This window comes from Flavobacterium sp. YO64 (assembly GCF_004119505.1).
GTDB lineage: Bacteria > Bacteroidota > Bacteroidia > Flavobacteriales > Flavobacteriaceae > Flavobacterium > Flavobacterium oncorhynchi.
Map to the genome: position 1 here is coordinate 1 of NZ_NRQV01000013.1, position 13,128 is coordinate 13,128.

The 13,128-nt window shown below is 32.1% G+C and carries 16 protein-coding genes and 1 pseudogene; 1 reads left to right on the top strand and 16 read right to left on the bottom strand.

What is annotated here, in order from left to right:
• The coding region (locus BOW57_RS10955; protein WP_164973695.1) for a recombinase family protein at window positions 1–1,657 on the bottom strand (1,657 nt) is incomplete at its 3' end.
• A gap of 36 nt (window positions 1,658–1,693) precedes the next feature.
• On the opposite strand from BOW57_RS10955, the pseudogene BOW57_RS10960 reads away from it, so the two are divergent.
• Window positions 1,694–2,587 (top strand): annotated as a pseudogene (locus BOW57_RS10960) (YifB family Mg chelatase-like AAA ATPase); the annotation flags it as partial.
• 192 nt (window positions 2,588–2,779) lie between these two features.
• Here BOW57_RS10960 and BOW57_RS10965 read toward each other — a convergent pair.
• The 15 genes from BOW57_RS10965 to BOW57_RS11035 form a co-directional block, all read right to left on the bottom strand.
• Window positions 2,780–4,369 carry an ABC-F family ATP-binding cassette domain-containing protein gene (locus tag BOW57_RS10965; protein WP_129054223.1) on the bottom strand — a complete coding sequence of 530 codons (1,590 nt, stop codon included), beginning with the start codon at window positions 4,367–4,369 and terminating at the stop codon, window positions 2,780–2,782.
• Between the two features lie 152 nt (window positions 4,370–4,521).
• Entirely contained in the window at window positions 4,522–4,890 is a 369-nt protein-coding gene (locus tag BOW57_RS10970; RefSeq protein ID WP_129054225.1) for a nuclear transport factor 2 family protein, read from the bottom strand.
• 35 nt (window positions 4,891–4,925) lie between these two features.
• On the bottom strand, window positions 4,926–5,612 hold the full coding sequence (locus BOW57_RS10975) for a GNAT family N-acetyltransferase (RefSeq protein WP_129054227.1): 687 nt from the start codon (window positions 5,610–5,612) through the stop codon (window positions 4,926–4,928).
• 5 nt (window positions 5,613–5,617) lie between these two features.
• Window positions 5,618–6,484: an alpha/beta hydrolase gene (locus BOW57_RS10980; protein WP_129054229.1), complete on the bottom strand. Its 867-nt coding sequence runs from the start codon at window positions 6,482–6,484 to the stop codon at window positions 5,618–5,620.
• Window positions 6,485–6,567: 83 nt separating this feature from the next.
• Window positions 6,568–7,065 (bottom strand): SRPBCC domain-containing protein, encoded by a 498-nt coding sequence (locus tag BOW57_RS10985; RefSeq protein WP_129054231.1) that lies wholly within the window; start codon window positions 7,063–7,065, stop codon window positions 6,568–6,570.
• Window positions 7,066–7,108: 43 nt separating this feature from the next.
• Window positions 7,109–7,609: an SRPBCC domain-containing protein gene (locus BOW57_RS10990; RefSeq protein WP_129054234.1), complete on the bottom strand. Its 501-nt coding sequence runs from the start codon at window positions 7,607–7,609 to the stop codon at window positions 7,109–7,111.
• The gene (locus BOW57_RS10995) at window positions 7,599–7,925 is read right to left on the bottom strand and encodes a helix-turn-helix transcriptional regulator (protein ID WP_089054615.1); all 327 of its coding nucleotides are present in this window, start codon (window positions 7,923–7,925) and stop codon (window positions 7,599–7,601) included. The genes BOW57_RS10990 and BOW57_RS10995 overlap by 11 nt, the downstream gene beginning before the upstream one ends.
• Before the next feature lie 207 nt (window positions 7,926–8,132).
• Window positions 8,133–8,687, bottom strand: coding sequence for a hypothetical protein (locus BOW57_RS11000; protein ID WP_129054236.1), 555 nt, complete (start codon window positions 8,685–8,687; stop codon window positions 8,133–8,135).
• A gap of 43 nt (window positions 8,688–8,730) precedes the next feature.
• On the bottom strand, window positions 8,731–9,915 hold the full coding sequence (locus tag BOW57_RS11005; protein ID WP_089054617.1) for a hypothetical protein: 1,185 nt from the start codon (window positions 9,913–9,915) through the stop codon (window positions 8,731–8,733).
• Between the two features lie 246 nt (window positions 9,916–10,161).
• Complete coding sequence (locus BOW57_RS11010; RefSeq protein ID WP_129054238.1) at window positions 10,162–10,542, bottom strand: VOC family protein; 381 nt, start codon at window positions 10,540–10,542, stop codon at window positions 10,162–10,164.
• Window positions 10,539–10,901 (bottom strand): hypothetical protein, encoded by a 363-nt coding sequence (locus BOW57_RS11015; protein WP_129054240.1) that lies wholly within the window; start codon window positions 10,899–10,901, stop codon window positions 10,539–10,541. Before BOW57_RS11015 ends, BOW57_RS11010 begins: the two co-directional genes overlap by 4 nt.
• Before the next feature lie 58 nt (window positions 10,902–10,959).
• Window positions 10,960–11,409, bottom strand: a complete 450-nt coding sequence (locus tag BOW57_RS11020; RefSeq protein WP_129054242.1) for a hypothetical protein — start codon at window positions 11,407–11,409, stop codon at window positions 10,960–10,962.
• A gap of 64 nt (window positions 11,410–11,473) precedes the next feature.
• Window positions 11,474–12,115, bottom strand: a complete 642-nt coding sequence (locus BOW57_RS11025; RefSeq protein ID WP_129054244.1) for a hypothetical protein — start codon at window positions 12,113–12,115, stop codon at window positions 11,474–11,476.
• Between the two features lie 93 nt (window positions 12,116–12,208).
• Window positions 12,209–12,607, bottom strand: coding sequence for a helix-turn-helix domain-containing protein (locus BOW57_RS11030; RefSeq protein WP_129054246.1), 399 nt, complete (start codon window positions 12,605–12,607; stop codon window positions 12,209–12,211).
• A 159-nt stretch (window positions 12,608–12,766) separates the two neighbouring features.
• Window positions 12,767–13,078: a GIY-YIG nuclease family protein gene (locus tag BOW57_RS11035; RefSeq protein WP_129054248.1), complete on the bottom strand. Its 312-nt coding sequence runs from the start codon at window positions 13,076–13,078 to the stop codon at window positions 12,767–12,769.
• Window positions 13,079–13,128: the final 50 nt, after the last annotated feature.

Here is a 13,128-nt window from a genome sequence, read left to right on the forward strand (position 1 = left end):
CTTCATAATAAACACCTTTTATTTGTCTCGTAACAGTCTTGTCAAGAAAAATATAAGATGAACCTTTTGATACTGGAAAATTATCAGGAACGTGTTTTGCAAGCTCAGGATGATTCAAATAAGTATAATCTCTTATATTAACATCAAGAATAGTATATTTTACATTATGTTCAAGAATAGTTATCCAACTTACAAATGTATTTATGTATTTTTTCAACAATTCCTTTGAACCTTCAATCATTTCAATGTTATCTTTAATAACTGATTCAATATCTGACTGTTTTTCAAATATCATCAACTTGTTAGATTCAAGCTTTGATTTTTCTTGTTGGATTTTATTTAAATCGGATTCTAATTTTTCAATCTTCTTACTGGTATCTTCAATCAATTGTAATACACCAATACTTTTTAACCTACCAACTGATGAAAGTATAGCAAGGTTTTCATCAATTTCATTTTGAATTTGTTTTTCACGTTGATTAAGGTTTGATAATTGGTTTTCTATTTCAACTATGTATTCATCAGGATTGATTTCATTTATCTTTGCTGATAATGCTGATAAATCAGTTTTAATAAGTGACCATACTGCCGAATCAATTAAATTCATTGATAACGATTTCCCAACACTGGCACAAGATACTGAATCACCTCTTGATGTGCATCTATAACTATTCTTATTTCCAGTTGTTGATTTTCTGTAATTGCCTTGCATCTTCCGACCACAAGAAGGACAACTTAATAATTTTGATAGTATGGTAATGTGTTTTGTTTCTTTATCGCCTTGTGTAATATTTGATTTAAGTTTAATTTGAACCTTATCAAATATCATTCTCTCAATAATTACAGGATATTTTATTTTGGTACTTGATACTAGATACTCAGGTTCATTTGATACCAATCCAAACTTTGGATTTTTTCGCTTGTTGTTTGTTGTTTTATCACCAGTATAGGCTTCTTCTTTCAGTAGTTTATTTACGTTACGTTTGCTATGTGTGTAAGGATGATAGCCACGCTTAATACATTCAATGCTGATTGCTTTGATTGACGGATTTTTAATGTTGTTTAAGCCGTTTAAATACCAGTTGAATATTGTTCTTACTATTGTTGCTTGTTCTTCATTTACAATAAGTGTGTTCTTATCGTTTTCAAGTTTAAACCTATCATAACCGAATAAAAGCTTTCCTGAAATTGAAACACCCAATTGCATTAATTCTTTTCTTTTTCGGGTGAACCGTTCCAGCTTTTGTTTAACTTCACTTTCGGCAAACATTCCAAATAAAGCGAATATCATTTCAGATTGTTGGTTAACTTTACCATCATTATCAAACAGTTTAAAATCCATATCCTTTATTATTATTTGGATATTTCTATTTACACAATGTTCTTTGATTTGATGTAAGATACTTTGTCGTCTAGCAAGTCTTGAAATCTCTGTTGTTAGTACTGTATTGAATTGTGGATTGTCTTCAATGTACTTGAACATATCATTTGTTCCAACCTTATGTGTTAGGTCTGCAAATGCAGTTTCTTTTGTTTGGACAACGTGAAAATCTGTATAACCTAGAGATGCTCCATACTTCTTTAAGTCATATATTTGTGCTTGATAGTCTTGTTCAAGACTTGACACCCTAACTAACAGTATTGCTTTCTTTTCCATTTTCCAAAGATATACAAAAGAGGGGTATTTGTGTACTATAATATCATTTTAATTGGTCCGCCCGGAGCTGGTAAAACGATGCTCGCAAAACGTGTTCCGAGTATTTTGCCTCCGATGACATTACGAGAAGCACTTGAAACTACTAAAATTCATAGTGTTGCCGGAAAGTTAAAAGAGGTAGGTTTAATGAATCAACGGCCTTTTAGAAGTCCGCATCATACTATTTCGAATGTGGCACTAGTTGGAGGAGGAAGTTATCCGCAGCCTGGAGAAATTTCGATGGCACATAATGGTGTTTTATTTTTAGATGAATTGCCAGAGTTTAAGCGTGATGTTTTAGAAGTAATGCGTCAGCCGTTAGAAGATCGTGAAGTAACAATTTCAAGAGCGAAATTTACCGTAACTTATCCCTCATCATTTATGCTTGTGGCAAGTATGAATCCAAGCCCGAGTGGTTTTTTTAATGATCCAAGCATGCCGAATACTTCATCGCCGCACGAAATGCAGCGTTACATGAGCAAAATTTCTGGACCATTATTAGATCGAATCGATATTCATATTGAAGTTACTCCAGTTCCATTTGATAAATTAGCCGACGACCGAAAAGCCGAAAGCAGTGTCGAAATCCGTAAGCGTGTAACTGCAGCGCGTGAAATCCAGACCAAACGTTTTGAAAACGTAGAAAACATCCATTATAATGCACAAATGAGCAGTAAACTTATTAGGGAATTTTGTGCCTTAGACGAACAATCTAAAGAGCTTTTAAAAACAGCTATGGAACGTTTAAATCTTTCCGCAAGAGCTTACGATAGAATTTTGAAGGTAGCACGTACGATTTCCGATTTAGATAATTCAGAAAATATAATTTCCCAGCATATCGCCGAAGCTATTCAGTATCGAAGTTTAGATCGTGAAGGATGGCTTGGGTAATTGACTTTAGATTGTAATACTTTGTACAGAAAACTTTGTCAAAGTTTCAAACTTTGACAAAGTTCTGTTTAATCTTGTCATTCCGAGGAACGAGGAATCTTCATAAGAAACTCGACAAAGATTGAGTCTTTTGATTGCGGAGCTACTGACGAAGATTCCTCGTTCCTCGGAATGACAAACTGAATTTTTAACTCAATTCAACTCTATAAAATCCTCTATATGTATTTCCTCCAAAAAAACAGCATCGTGAGAAACTACAATTAAAGTTCCTTTGTATTCATTAATTGCAGCCGTCAAAATTTCGATATTTTGAATATCAAGATTGTTTGTAGGTTCATCCAAAATAATGATATCTGGAGCTTGATTATTAATCGTTAAACAACAAAGCATCAAACGCATTTTTTCACCTCCGCTTAAAGCCGAGCTGGATTTATTCCAATCATTTTGTAAAAACAGAAACTTGTTCAGTTTCATTTTTATATCATGTTCCTGTAAACCCGAAACATTAAATTTTTGAGCGTGTTCATAAACCGAAATTCCATTTTCGATAAGTGAATAATCTTGATCGATATAAATAATTTTCGAATCGGCTTTGTAAATTGTTCCTATTTTGGGATGCAATTCACCCATGATTATTTTAATCAAAGTTGTTTTTCCAGAGCCATTTAAACCTTTCAGCTCCACACGCTCACCACTTAGAATTTGGAAACTGAGCGGTTCTTTCCATAGCAAATGATCTTCGTAACTGTGGTTAATAGCAGTTGCTGAAAAAAGTGTTTTGCCTTTATGCAAATCTGTTTTGGCAAAGCCAAATTTCATTTGATCAATATCAGGTAAAGAGGATCTCAATTCCTGTAATTTGGTTGATATTCCGTTAATCTTTTCAGCATGAATACCTTTCGTTTTAGCGGTGCTGTTTTCGGCATTGTTGCGCAAAGTATTCATCATAATTCGAGAAACTCCAGCTTTCTTTTGCTTCTTTTCACCGCGGGAATCAAGTTTGTTTTGACGTTCGAGCGTTTCTCGTTCTTTCTCTTTTGCTTTGCGTAAAGCTTTTTCTTTACCTTGAATATCTTGGCTTAAAGCATTGTTTTCAATACGTTTTTGTTCAGTATAAAAATCGTAGTTACCGCCATAAATCGTAATTCCGTATTTTGATAATTCGTAAACCGAATGCAATAAATTAAGCAGTTTTCGATCGTGACTTACAACAACCAAAGTTGAAGAAGTACTTTTTAGAAAATTGTATAGCAATTCTCTTCCCGAAACATCCAAATGATTACTTGGCTCGTCAAGTAAAATAAGTTCAGGCTGATGAATTGAAATTCCAGCAAGAAAAACTTTTGTTTTTTGTCCGCCGCTTAGTGTTTCCAATTTTTGATTCCAATTTAAATCCTGCAATTGCCAATATTGCAGTGCTTCATTACAGCGATCTTCAATTGTCCAGTCGTCGTTTAAAGTGCTGAGATTTTCTTCGGAAACATTTCCGTTAAGAATTTCCTGAAGCGCATTCATTTTATCTTCAACTTGTAAAGCCTGAGCAATACTAAGATGATTAAACTGTCCGAATATTTGCGGCAGATAATATGGCTTAGAATCGGTTTTTAATATTCCGTCAGCAGGTTGTAATTCACCCGCAATAATTTTTAATAATGTCGATTTTCCAACGCCGTTGCTTCCTATTAAAGCAATTTTTTCGCGAGGATTAACTGTAAAAGTGATTTTATCAAACAGCAAATCTTTGTTTGACTGCAGGTATGAGATATTTTGTAAAATAACCATAATTTCTTTCTTTAAGGAATAAACAAATGAGCAAGCCTTTTTGCGGCTTACCTTAAAATTGTCCGAAAGAAATTTTTAATCACATAGAGTTTGTGCGGTTTATTTAGTGTCGCAAAGATATAAAAAATATTTTTTAAGATTTGAATTCCAGATTATTCAAATTTTAAATTGGCATTTTTAGACATTAAATAGGAGGTGAGTTTTTTTATTTTTCCGTTTTCCATTTCAAAAACATCACAAAAAACGGCATCCAGTTTGTTACCATTTTTCATATTTCCTTGAACAGCACCTTCGGCAATCAGAATGTCATTTTCTTCAATTAATTTTATAATCTGAATCGTTGGACTGCCAATAAAATTGTCATTTTCAATTTCTTTGTCAAAAGCTTCTTTACCCACATGTCGGTATATTCCAGGCATTTCCCAAACTACGTCATCAGTAAGACAGGCAAGAATTCTTTGATGGTCGCTTACCATAAAAGCAGCCATATATTCGTTTACGGTTTGTTTATTTGGTGTCATAATTCGAAGAGTGATAAATGAATAGAGGTCTAAATTTACAACTTTTTAGAAATATTCCAGAAACTCATTTTTCTTCTCACAGTAAATCCTAGTTTTTCATAAAGTTTTATTGCACCAATATTACTTTCAACAACATGCAGAAACGGAATTTTGCCTTCATCAAAAATATTGTTTACAACATGCGAAGTCAGTTGTTTGGCGTAACCTTTTCCGGTATGATCTGGATGTGTTATAATGGCGCTGACTTCGGTAAAATTATTCATTTTCATTCTTTCGCCAGCAATTGATACTAACTTTCCACTGGAGAAAATTCCGTAATAACTGCCTAACAAAAATGTATTGGTTTTAAAATATCCGGGTTGAACCAAATTTACCAATTCAAATAATTCTTCTTTATGTTCTTTGGTGAGTTTAATGATTTCATTATCAAATGTTATTTGAATTTTCTCACGAACAATCATTTGAAGACAAACGAGTTCCTTGGCAATTTTTAAAGTGTCACCAATTTTAGGCTTTTCGCCAACAATAAAGAAATTTTCGCATAATGAAGCATATTTGCGTGCTGATTCTAGAGTGTTCTCAAGTTCCAAAAATCCTCCAAACGGACAATAATCAGGATTATAAAATTTGGTTCCGTTATACTCTAAAGCAAATTTTTGATGACTTTCTGATAATGAATTCCAAACGGGATTGTCTAATTTGCTTTCTTCAGTAATTTTCATTTTTATTATTTGCTTTGAGGATAAAAGAATTTAAAAGAATTTGAAACGGCAGGATGTAAAATTGTACCGTGATTCTCCTCTGGGAAATAATCAAAATAGACTTTTATGTTTTTGCTCTGAGATGCTTTTATTTTTTCTGCCAATAGATTCGCGTCAACTTCCATGACACGCGGAATTTCTGTAGGCGTAAGTCCTTCTTTACCGACTGCAATATAAATCTCTGTTTTCTGTTTGAAATTTTCCGAAAGAATTTCTGGATTCTGATTTAAAATAGAGCCATTATTCCACCATAAACTCGGACTTACAATTACGTATTTATTAAATAGTAATGGTTTTTTGAATAAGATTTCTGTTTCCAGTAACCCTCCTAGAGATTGTCCGATAATGGTTTTCGAATGGTTGGTTTTGTATTTTTTATCAATAAAAGGCTGTAATTCCTTTTCGATAAAAGCAATAAATTTATCCGAATGCCCCGTTGTTGGAAATCGGTTTTTATCATTTTGAACAGTTGTAGGAAAAGTAAAATCTCTTCTTCGATCTACGGTTGCAATACCTACAACAATCGATTTTGGAACTTGATTGATCCATTCAAAACTATTAAACTGTACTAAACCTGAGATATGGATAAAATCTTCATTTGCAGAACCATCCAATAAATAAATTACAGGGTATTTTGTGGTGTCTTTTGTTGTGTAGCCTTCAGGAAGATAAATGTTTAAAATTCGATTTTCGCCTAATTCTTTCGATTGTATTTCATCAATAACCCCAAGTACAAATGGTTTGCTGGTGTCTGTTGATTTTGATTTGTTATTTTGGCTGAAAATAGAAATTGAAAAAAGGAATAAGAGGATTGAAGTAGAGAAATTGTTCATTGTTTAAAAGAAATAGTATAAAGACGAAAGTTACGATTTTATTTTTTGAAGCTTTCGTCTTTATACTATTTTAATGACTTTTTTTATTTTTTTGCAAAAATTTCATCCAAGCCTTCAAGAGCAATTGTGAAACCTTCTTTGAAGCCCATTTCGATAATCTTTTCTAGATCAGATAATTTATCGTGTTTAATGGCAATATCTACAATTGTTGAATTTCCTTGCTCAGAAAAGTTAACGGTCCAGTCAGAACGTGGGAAATCTGCGTTTAAGTTTCCTTCGTTATCACTAAAAGCATCTAGATATTTAAAATTAGTTTTAGGCGTTATCGATGTAAAATCGGCTATTGCCCAGTGTTCTTCGCCTTCTGGTCCTACCATAGCATAAAGTCTACGGCCGCCTTCTTTAAATTCCATGCTTTTTGTTCTGGCTTTCCAAGGAGCTGGCGCCCACCATTGATCTAGGATTTCTGGTTCTGTCCATGCCGACCATACATTTGCTAGAGAAGCATTAAACTCACGTTTTACATTTACGGTGCTATTTTCTTTGTCTACAGTAAAATTCATTAATAGATTAGATTTCATTTTCTTTAGATTTTAGATTTATTACTTTTTTTTGACTCTCTTTTTATTTTTGTGCTTCAAAGATTTTGTCCAAACTTTGCATAGTGGCTGTAATTCCTTCTTTGAACCCCATTTCGATTATTTTTTCTAATTCCTCCAAGCTATCTCGTTTAATTGCAATATCAACAACCGTCAGATTCCCTTTTTCAGAAAACGTTAAATCCCAATATGAGCTTCCAAAAGCTGAATTTGGATTTCCATCAGCATCACAAAAGGCAGCTGAATATTTAAAGTTTGTTTTTGGAGAAATAGAAGTATAATCAAAAGAACTCCATCGTTCTTCGCCTTCCAGACCAACCATAGCATACAGTCTTCGTCCGCCTTCTTTAAAATCCATACTTTTTGTTTTCGATTTAAATGGAGCGGGCGCCCACCATTGATCTAAAATTTCGGGCTCGGTCCATGCCGACCAAACGTTTGATATAGGAGCATTAAATTCACGTTTTATGTTTACTGTTTTATTTTCTTTATCTACAGTAAAACTCATTACTAAATTAGATTCCATTTTCTTTAGATTTTAAGTTCATTAATACTTGATCTAATTGACTGAAACGGCTTTCCCATATTTGTTTAAATTGTTCAAGCCATTGATCAATTTCTTTCATTTTGTCAATTTTGAGTTGATAATAAATTTCTCTTCCCATCTTAGTTTCATTCAACAATTCGCATTCGTTAAGAATTTTAATGTGTTTAGAAACTGCTTGTCTTGTTGTATTAAATTGTTCTGCAATTGCATTGGGTGTTAATGCATTAGAAGCAATTAAAACCAGAATTGCTCTTCGGGTTGGGTCAGCAATGGCTTGAAAAATATCTCGTTTCATTTTTTAATTATTTAAATAAGCAACTAATCAGTTGCAAATATACGCAACTTTTTGGTTGCGCAATATAAATTTTGACTTTTTTTTTCCTCACAACTACAAAATATAGTAAAACAGAGCACAATGTAATGCTGTAAAACAAGCAGAGGCTCACTGTGTTAAGTGAGCCTCTGCTTAAATCTAATTGTAATCTTTTATAAAACTATAAAATTATTCTTGCTGAATCCATTTGTATTTTCCGTTTTCCAAATAAATTATTCCACCGCCGCAGCTTTCTTCGGCGTGAATAAATATTCCGTCATTTAGCAGTTTTATTTTGTCTTCTTCTTTGATTTCTTCATCTGCAAGTATATCGCCATTTTCGCCTACGTTATCCCAGTACAATTCATTTTTGGGTGCTTTTTCAAATATTCCAGCCCAGTCGATCTCATCAAAACCTTGATCCAAAATGTCATTTCCCATGCCAAAATAATCGGTTTTGTTTCCGTTCCCGAAAATGATTTTCAAACCGCTTTTTCCATTTTTAGTGCTTCTTACAATTTCGACAGTTTCATTTACACCATCTCCATCAAGATCACATAAAATTTTATTTGTCTTATGTTTTTTTGATAATACGATTGTATCAGCAGTATTTTTGATTTCTGTTTTTTCCGCTTTTTGAAGTGTATCTTTTTTCGTAGTTACAGTTGAGTCAGCCGGTTGTTTATCTTCTTTTTTGCAAGAGATAAAAAGGAGTGTGGTGATAATTAAAATTCTAAATTTCATATTTTATTTTTTAACTACTTCTATTTTAAGTTAAATGGTATTATTATCTGAATTTATTTCGAACAATAATATCTTTAATTTTTGCTTTTAAATCTTCGCCCGTATCATAAACCATTTGTTCGTTGTTAGGAAAAGGAACTGCGCGTTTTGTAAAATAACTAATATAGTTATCGTCGCAGGCATTTCTGTCGCCTTTGTAAGTCGAATAAATATTCTCAAAGAAATATTCGCTGGTTACAGGAAATGACTGTAGTAATTGATTTGTTCTTACATCAACATAATCTACAACTGCAGTAACTTGACAAGACTTAAATTGTCTAAATTCATAAACATTTGCACGAAGCATTCTGTAATTATCCACTTTTATTTCCTTGCCCAAACTGTCTTTTACAGGTCTTCCTCGACTGTCTAAAAGTGTTTTCATACCATCTTTAATCTGTCTTTCCTTTATAAATTCTTTCTCCTTAATTTGTTCTGGTGAAATATTTATTTGTCTAAAATTGATTATTAAGCTGTAATCGTAAGTAACATTTTTTTGTCGGGCGCTGTGGTAAACGGTCCATTTATCATTTAGTCCGTACGTTTTAAAATCCAATAAATCGTCTTGAAGCATTTTCGGAATCACCATATTGGTTTGATTTTTAGCATAAACATCTACAAAATCAGTTCCTTTAAACAGTGCGTCTTCCATTAGTTTTTTAGCATTCTTATAGTTTGGACTAATGTTTTCTAAATACGTTAAATCGTCATAGGCTTTTCTATAATCAAGTTTATTGTTTGATTTTAAAAGAGTCAAAGCATTTTCGTATAAATATCTGGTAAGAGCAATTTTACTGCTTATAATTTGGTTTGAATAGTTATCAAAAGAAAAAGAAGCATTTTTTCCCTGTTTTAATAACGGAAGAGGTAATAACGGTCTTATTTTTTCCTGACGGTTATTCAATTGTAAATAGGTATTGTAAACACGTTCAGCATTTGTAGGAGTAGCTTCTTTAATCATTAAATCAAGATCACGAAGATCTCTTTCTTTGGCTTTTGCAAAAGCTTCTTCTAGTAAATACACATAATCTTGTTTTCCTTTTGAATCTTTTTTTGTTCTCAAAGCTTCAACTGCGCGATCAATAGCACCGTCATAATTACCATCGCTTATTAAAGCCTGAGTTGTTTTTACGCCGCACGATGAGAGAATTAGAAAGAATATAGAGAATAATAAAGTAGTTTTTTGCATAGTATTTTTTTGAAAGTGCAAATATATTTCATTTAATTTTCAACAACCATGCCTTTTTTTAATTTATTTTAAGGAGCAGAGCTTTATGTTTTTACAGGAACTTTTAATCCCGCTTTCGCCTTTATATCTGTGAAGATATTGGCTAAAATGAAGTTCACCGAACAAAAATTAAAATACATCTTTAGTGAAGTAATCGGGACTAGATTAGAACGTTTGTTGTTTTACAAGAAATGTTTTTTGACGGTTTTATTTACCCGCCATATGAAGTGCAATTCGATTTCCTTCGCAGTCTTTAAATTCTGCAACCCAGCCAAATTCTCCATTTGATGTTGCAGGAAATAAAATTTCGGCACCATTTTTTACCGCTAAATCTAAAGTTTCGTTGATATTATTTGTTGCAAAATATATCAGCGTTCCATTTATTGTAGGATTGTATATTTCGCCTTGTGCCAATGCTCCCGAAATTCCGCTTTCGTTTTCCGAAACAGGAAAAAAAGCCATTTCGTTTCCATGAATAACATCTCGTTCAAAATCAAAATTAAATACAGCCGAATAAAATTGTATTGCTCTTTCGATATCGAGTACCGGAATTTCAAAATAAACAACTGGATTTGATTTGTTTGTCATGATTTTCTAATTTTTATCTGATACACAATTTCCCAAAAAATAATAGATAAAAGAGCATTTGTAAATATGGCTGTTTTAACTAAGTAAGGATCATAATTTGAAAGCAAATGCAAATTGGCAAACTGCACCGCTAAAAATAATGCTAAGGCGGCAATGGCAATAGAACAAATTATATTTAAAATTGGTTTCCATTTTAATCCTAAAAAAGCATAAATACTATTTAAAACCGCAAAACCGCAGCCCATAGTTATATAAGGATCCGTTTTTAATATTTCGCCAAGTGATAGAAAAAAATGAGTTGAGGTAAGGTATAAAAAGAATAAAATGGAATAAAGTAGAATTCGTATTTGTAGTTTCATTTTTGTAGTTTTTTATCGAGTAAAATTAATCATTTAAAATGAAGCTTTGATTAGGATTTTATTGTAAAAGTGTTTCTATTTTAGTTTCGGACTTTTCTTTTAGCGGACTGTCTGAATGCAAACTCCAAATAACTAGAAATTTTCCTTTTACGAGATATTCTTCTGGATGTTCTTTAGTTGGCTGACCTTCTTTTCCCCATAATAATCCTTGAAGAAAACGATCGCCTTTAAAAACGTGTTCAAATTCAAAATATAGTATAGAACTGCGGTCTGTTTTACTTTTAAAACTCTGAATAGCTTTACTTTTTACAGTTCCAACAATATTACTGTAGGTTTCAATGTCGTTGTAAAAAGTACAGGCCTGAGGTGTTACACAAATATTACCGTCGCTTAAAGTATAGGTTTTTGGAATTTCTTTTGGTTTTAGTTTTAAGTTTGTGATCGTTTGGCTGAATATATTGGTTGTAAGCAGTAGGGAAAATATTGATAAGGAAATCGTGATTTTCATTGATTTGGTGGTTTGATTTGTTTAGTTCTATTGAATTTTTTACTGCAGGAGTAAAAAGGTTGTGTTATTCATCATCTTTGAGATACCTGCTGTCAAAATAAATCTTGTATTCCATTGTGTTTTTTTCTTTGTAAGGTTCTCCAGTTTTTTTGTCTTTCATTTCAATAAAAAAATCTTCGCTTAAAAAATCGACACAGCCATAAATATGTTTACGATCAGATTTATTGTTAGGTAATCTGTTGAGAACAAGTTTTGAAGTTCTTGTGTAAACGAGTATTTCGCTTTTAGCATCTACCTGGTCTCTACTTGTAAAATAAGAGGGATAACCCCAAAATTTGCGCAATTTTATTTCTGCGGTTTTATTTGGAAATACTTTTGCAACGAAACCGTAAACCTGAAATCTACTGCCAAAACCACCTTTAATAATAAGTGTGTCATTTTCGTAATAATGATTGCACATAAAATCTTTTTTTGTAAAATCATTTTTTAGATGATCATAAAATATAGTGTCTTCGACCATATTTTTTCCTCTATAAACTGTTCCATAAATCGAATCTATCGCATATTGTGATCCGTTGTTTGTTGTATTTATATTTTCAAGAGCCAATGCTTTTATTTTTGGGTCTAAAATTATTTTGATTGTTTTTTGAGAATAAATAAAATTTGCTGATAAGACAAAAAATAAAGTGAGTAGATTTAATTTCATAGGTTTAAAGTTTGGATTGGAATTTTGGTTGTGCACAAAAAAAGCACAAAATAAAAAGATATTTGTGCTTTCATTAAATTTATTGTTGAGGAATTATTTTCCTTTTAGTAATTTTTCTAAATATTCGTTTTTGTCTTTTTCAGCCTGAACCAAACGTTCGTAAAGTTCTACAACTTTGTCAAGTGGGTTGAATGTGCAATTGTTTGGATTATTAAATATTCCGTTTCCTGCTGTACTATTATCGTAAAAGTTATTAAAATAATTGAATACATTTTCTTCTGAGAAACTTTCAATAGTTTCTACCGAAACGTCTAATGCTTTTGCAATTTGAGCAAGTTTTTCGGGATCTATAGTTTCATTTGATTCAATTATGGAAATTGCTTTCTGACTTGCTCCAATAGCTTCTGCAAGTATTTCCTGCTTCATACCTCGAAGTTCCCTAATTCGGCTGATGTTTCTGCCGATATGTTTTGGTTTTGCTGTTGTGCTCATATTTCAAAGGTATTTAATTTTTTTGATTTTATTGAAGAGTAAATATATGATTTTTCTGAGGTGATTTGTTATTCGAAGTTTTAGTTTTCAATTATCCACAATCTTGTCATTTCGACGAAGGAGAAATCTTCGCAAGTAGCTCCACAAAGATTAGAAACGTTATTCAAATAAATAATTAAGGAAATCCAAATTTGGATTAATAGTTTTGATTAATTCAAATTTCTTTTCTCTTCGCCAGTCTTTTACTTCTTTTTCTCGGGCAATGGCTTCTTGAATCCAAGTGAATTTTTCGAAATATAGTAAGTATGTGGTATTATATTTTGACGTAAAACTTTTGTTTTTATTTGTATTATTTTCTTTATGTTGGCCTAAACGAATTTTTAAATTATTTGTTACTCCAGTATAGAAAACGGTTTTGTGTTTATTGGTTAGGATGTATACGTAGTAAGTATGATAGCCTTCTTGATGCATTTTTTTGATGCTAAAGATAAAATTTATTTTAAGATTTTTCTTTCTTTTTT

Excerpts from the sequence above, each read along its gene's own strand:
- BOW57_RS11030 (WP_129054246.1), bottom strand. The coding sequence starts at position 12,607 with ATGAGCACAACAGCAAAACCAAAACATATCGGCAGAAACATCAGCCGA.
- BOW57_RS10995 (WP_089054615.1), bottom strand. The coding sequence starts at position 7,925 with ATGAAACGAGATATTTTTCAAGCCATTGCTGACCCAACCCGAAGAGCA.
- BOW57_RS11035 (WP_129054248.1), bottom strand. The coding sequence starts at position 13,078 with ATGCATCAAGAAGGCTATCATACTTACTACGTATACATCCTAACCAAT.
- BOW57_RS11000 (WP_129054236.1), bottom strand. The coding sequence starts at position 8,687 with ATGAAATTTAGAATTTTAATTATCACCACACTCCTTTTTATCTCTTGC.
- BOW57_RS10970 (WP_129054225.1), bottom strand. The coding sequence starts at position 4,890 with ATGACACCAAATAAACAAACCGTAAACGAATATATGGCTGCTTTTATG.
- BOW57_RS10985 (WP_129054231.1), bottom strand. The coding sequence starts at position 7,065 with ATGAAATCTAATCTATTAATGAATTTTACTGTAGACAAAGAAAATAGC.
- BOW57_RS10975 (WP_129054227.1), bottom strand. The coding sequence starts at position 5,612 with ATGAAAATTACTGAAGAAAGCAAATTAGACAATCCCGTTTGGAATTCA.
- BOW57_RS11015 (WP_129054240.1), bottom strand. The coding sequence starts at position 10,901 with ATGAAACTACAAATACGAATTCTACTTTATTCCATTTTATTCTTTTTA.
- BOW57_RS11010 (WP_129054238.1), bottom strand. The coding sequence starts at position 10,542 with ATGACAAACAAATCAAATCCAGTTGTTTATTTTGAAATTCCGGTACTC.
- BOW57_RS10965 (WP_129054223.1), bottom strand. The coding sequence starts at position 4,369 with ATGGTTATTTTACAAAATATCTCATACCTGCAGTCAAACAAAGATTTG.
- BOW57_RS11005 (WP_089054617.1), bottom strand. The coding sequence starts at position 9,915 with ATGCAAAAAACTACTTTATTATTCTCTATATTCTTTCTAATTCTCTCA.
- BOW57_RS11020 (WP_129054242.1), bottom strand. The coding sequence starts at position 11,409 with ATGAAAATCACGATTTCCTTATCAATATTTTCCCTACTGCTTACAACC.
- BOW57_RS10980 (WP_129054229.1), bottom strand. The coding sequence starts at position 6,484 with ATGAACAATTTCTCTACTTCAATCCTCTTATTCCTTTTTTCAATTTCT.
- BOW57_RS10990 (WP_129054234.1), bottom strand. The coding sequence starts at position 7,609 with ATGGAATCTAATTTAGTAATGAGTTTTACTGTAGATAAAGAAAATAAA.
- BOW57_RS11025 (WP_129054244.1), bottom strand. The coding sequence starts at position 12,115 with ATGAAATTAAATCTACTCACTTTATTTTTTGTCTTATCAGCAAATTTT.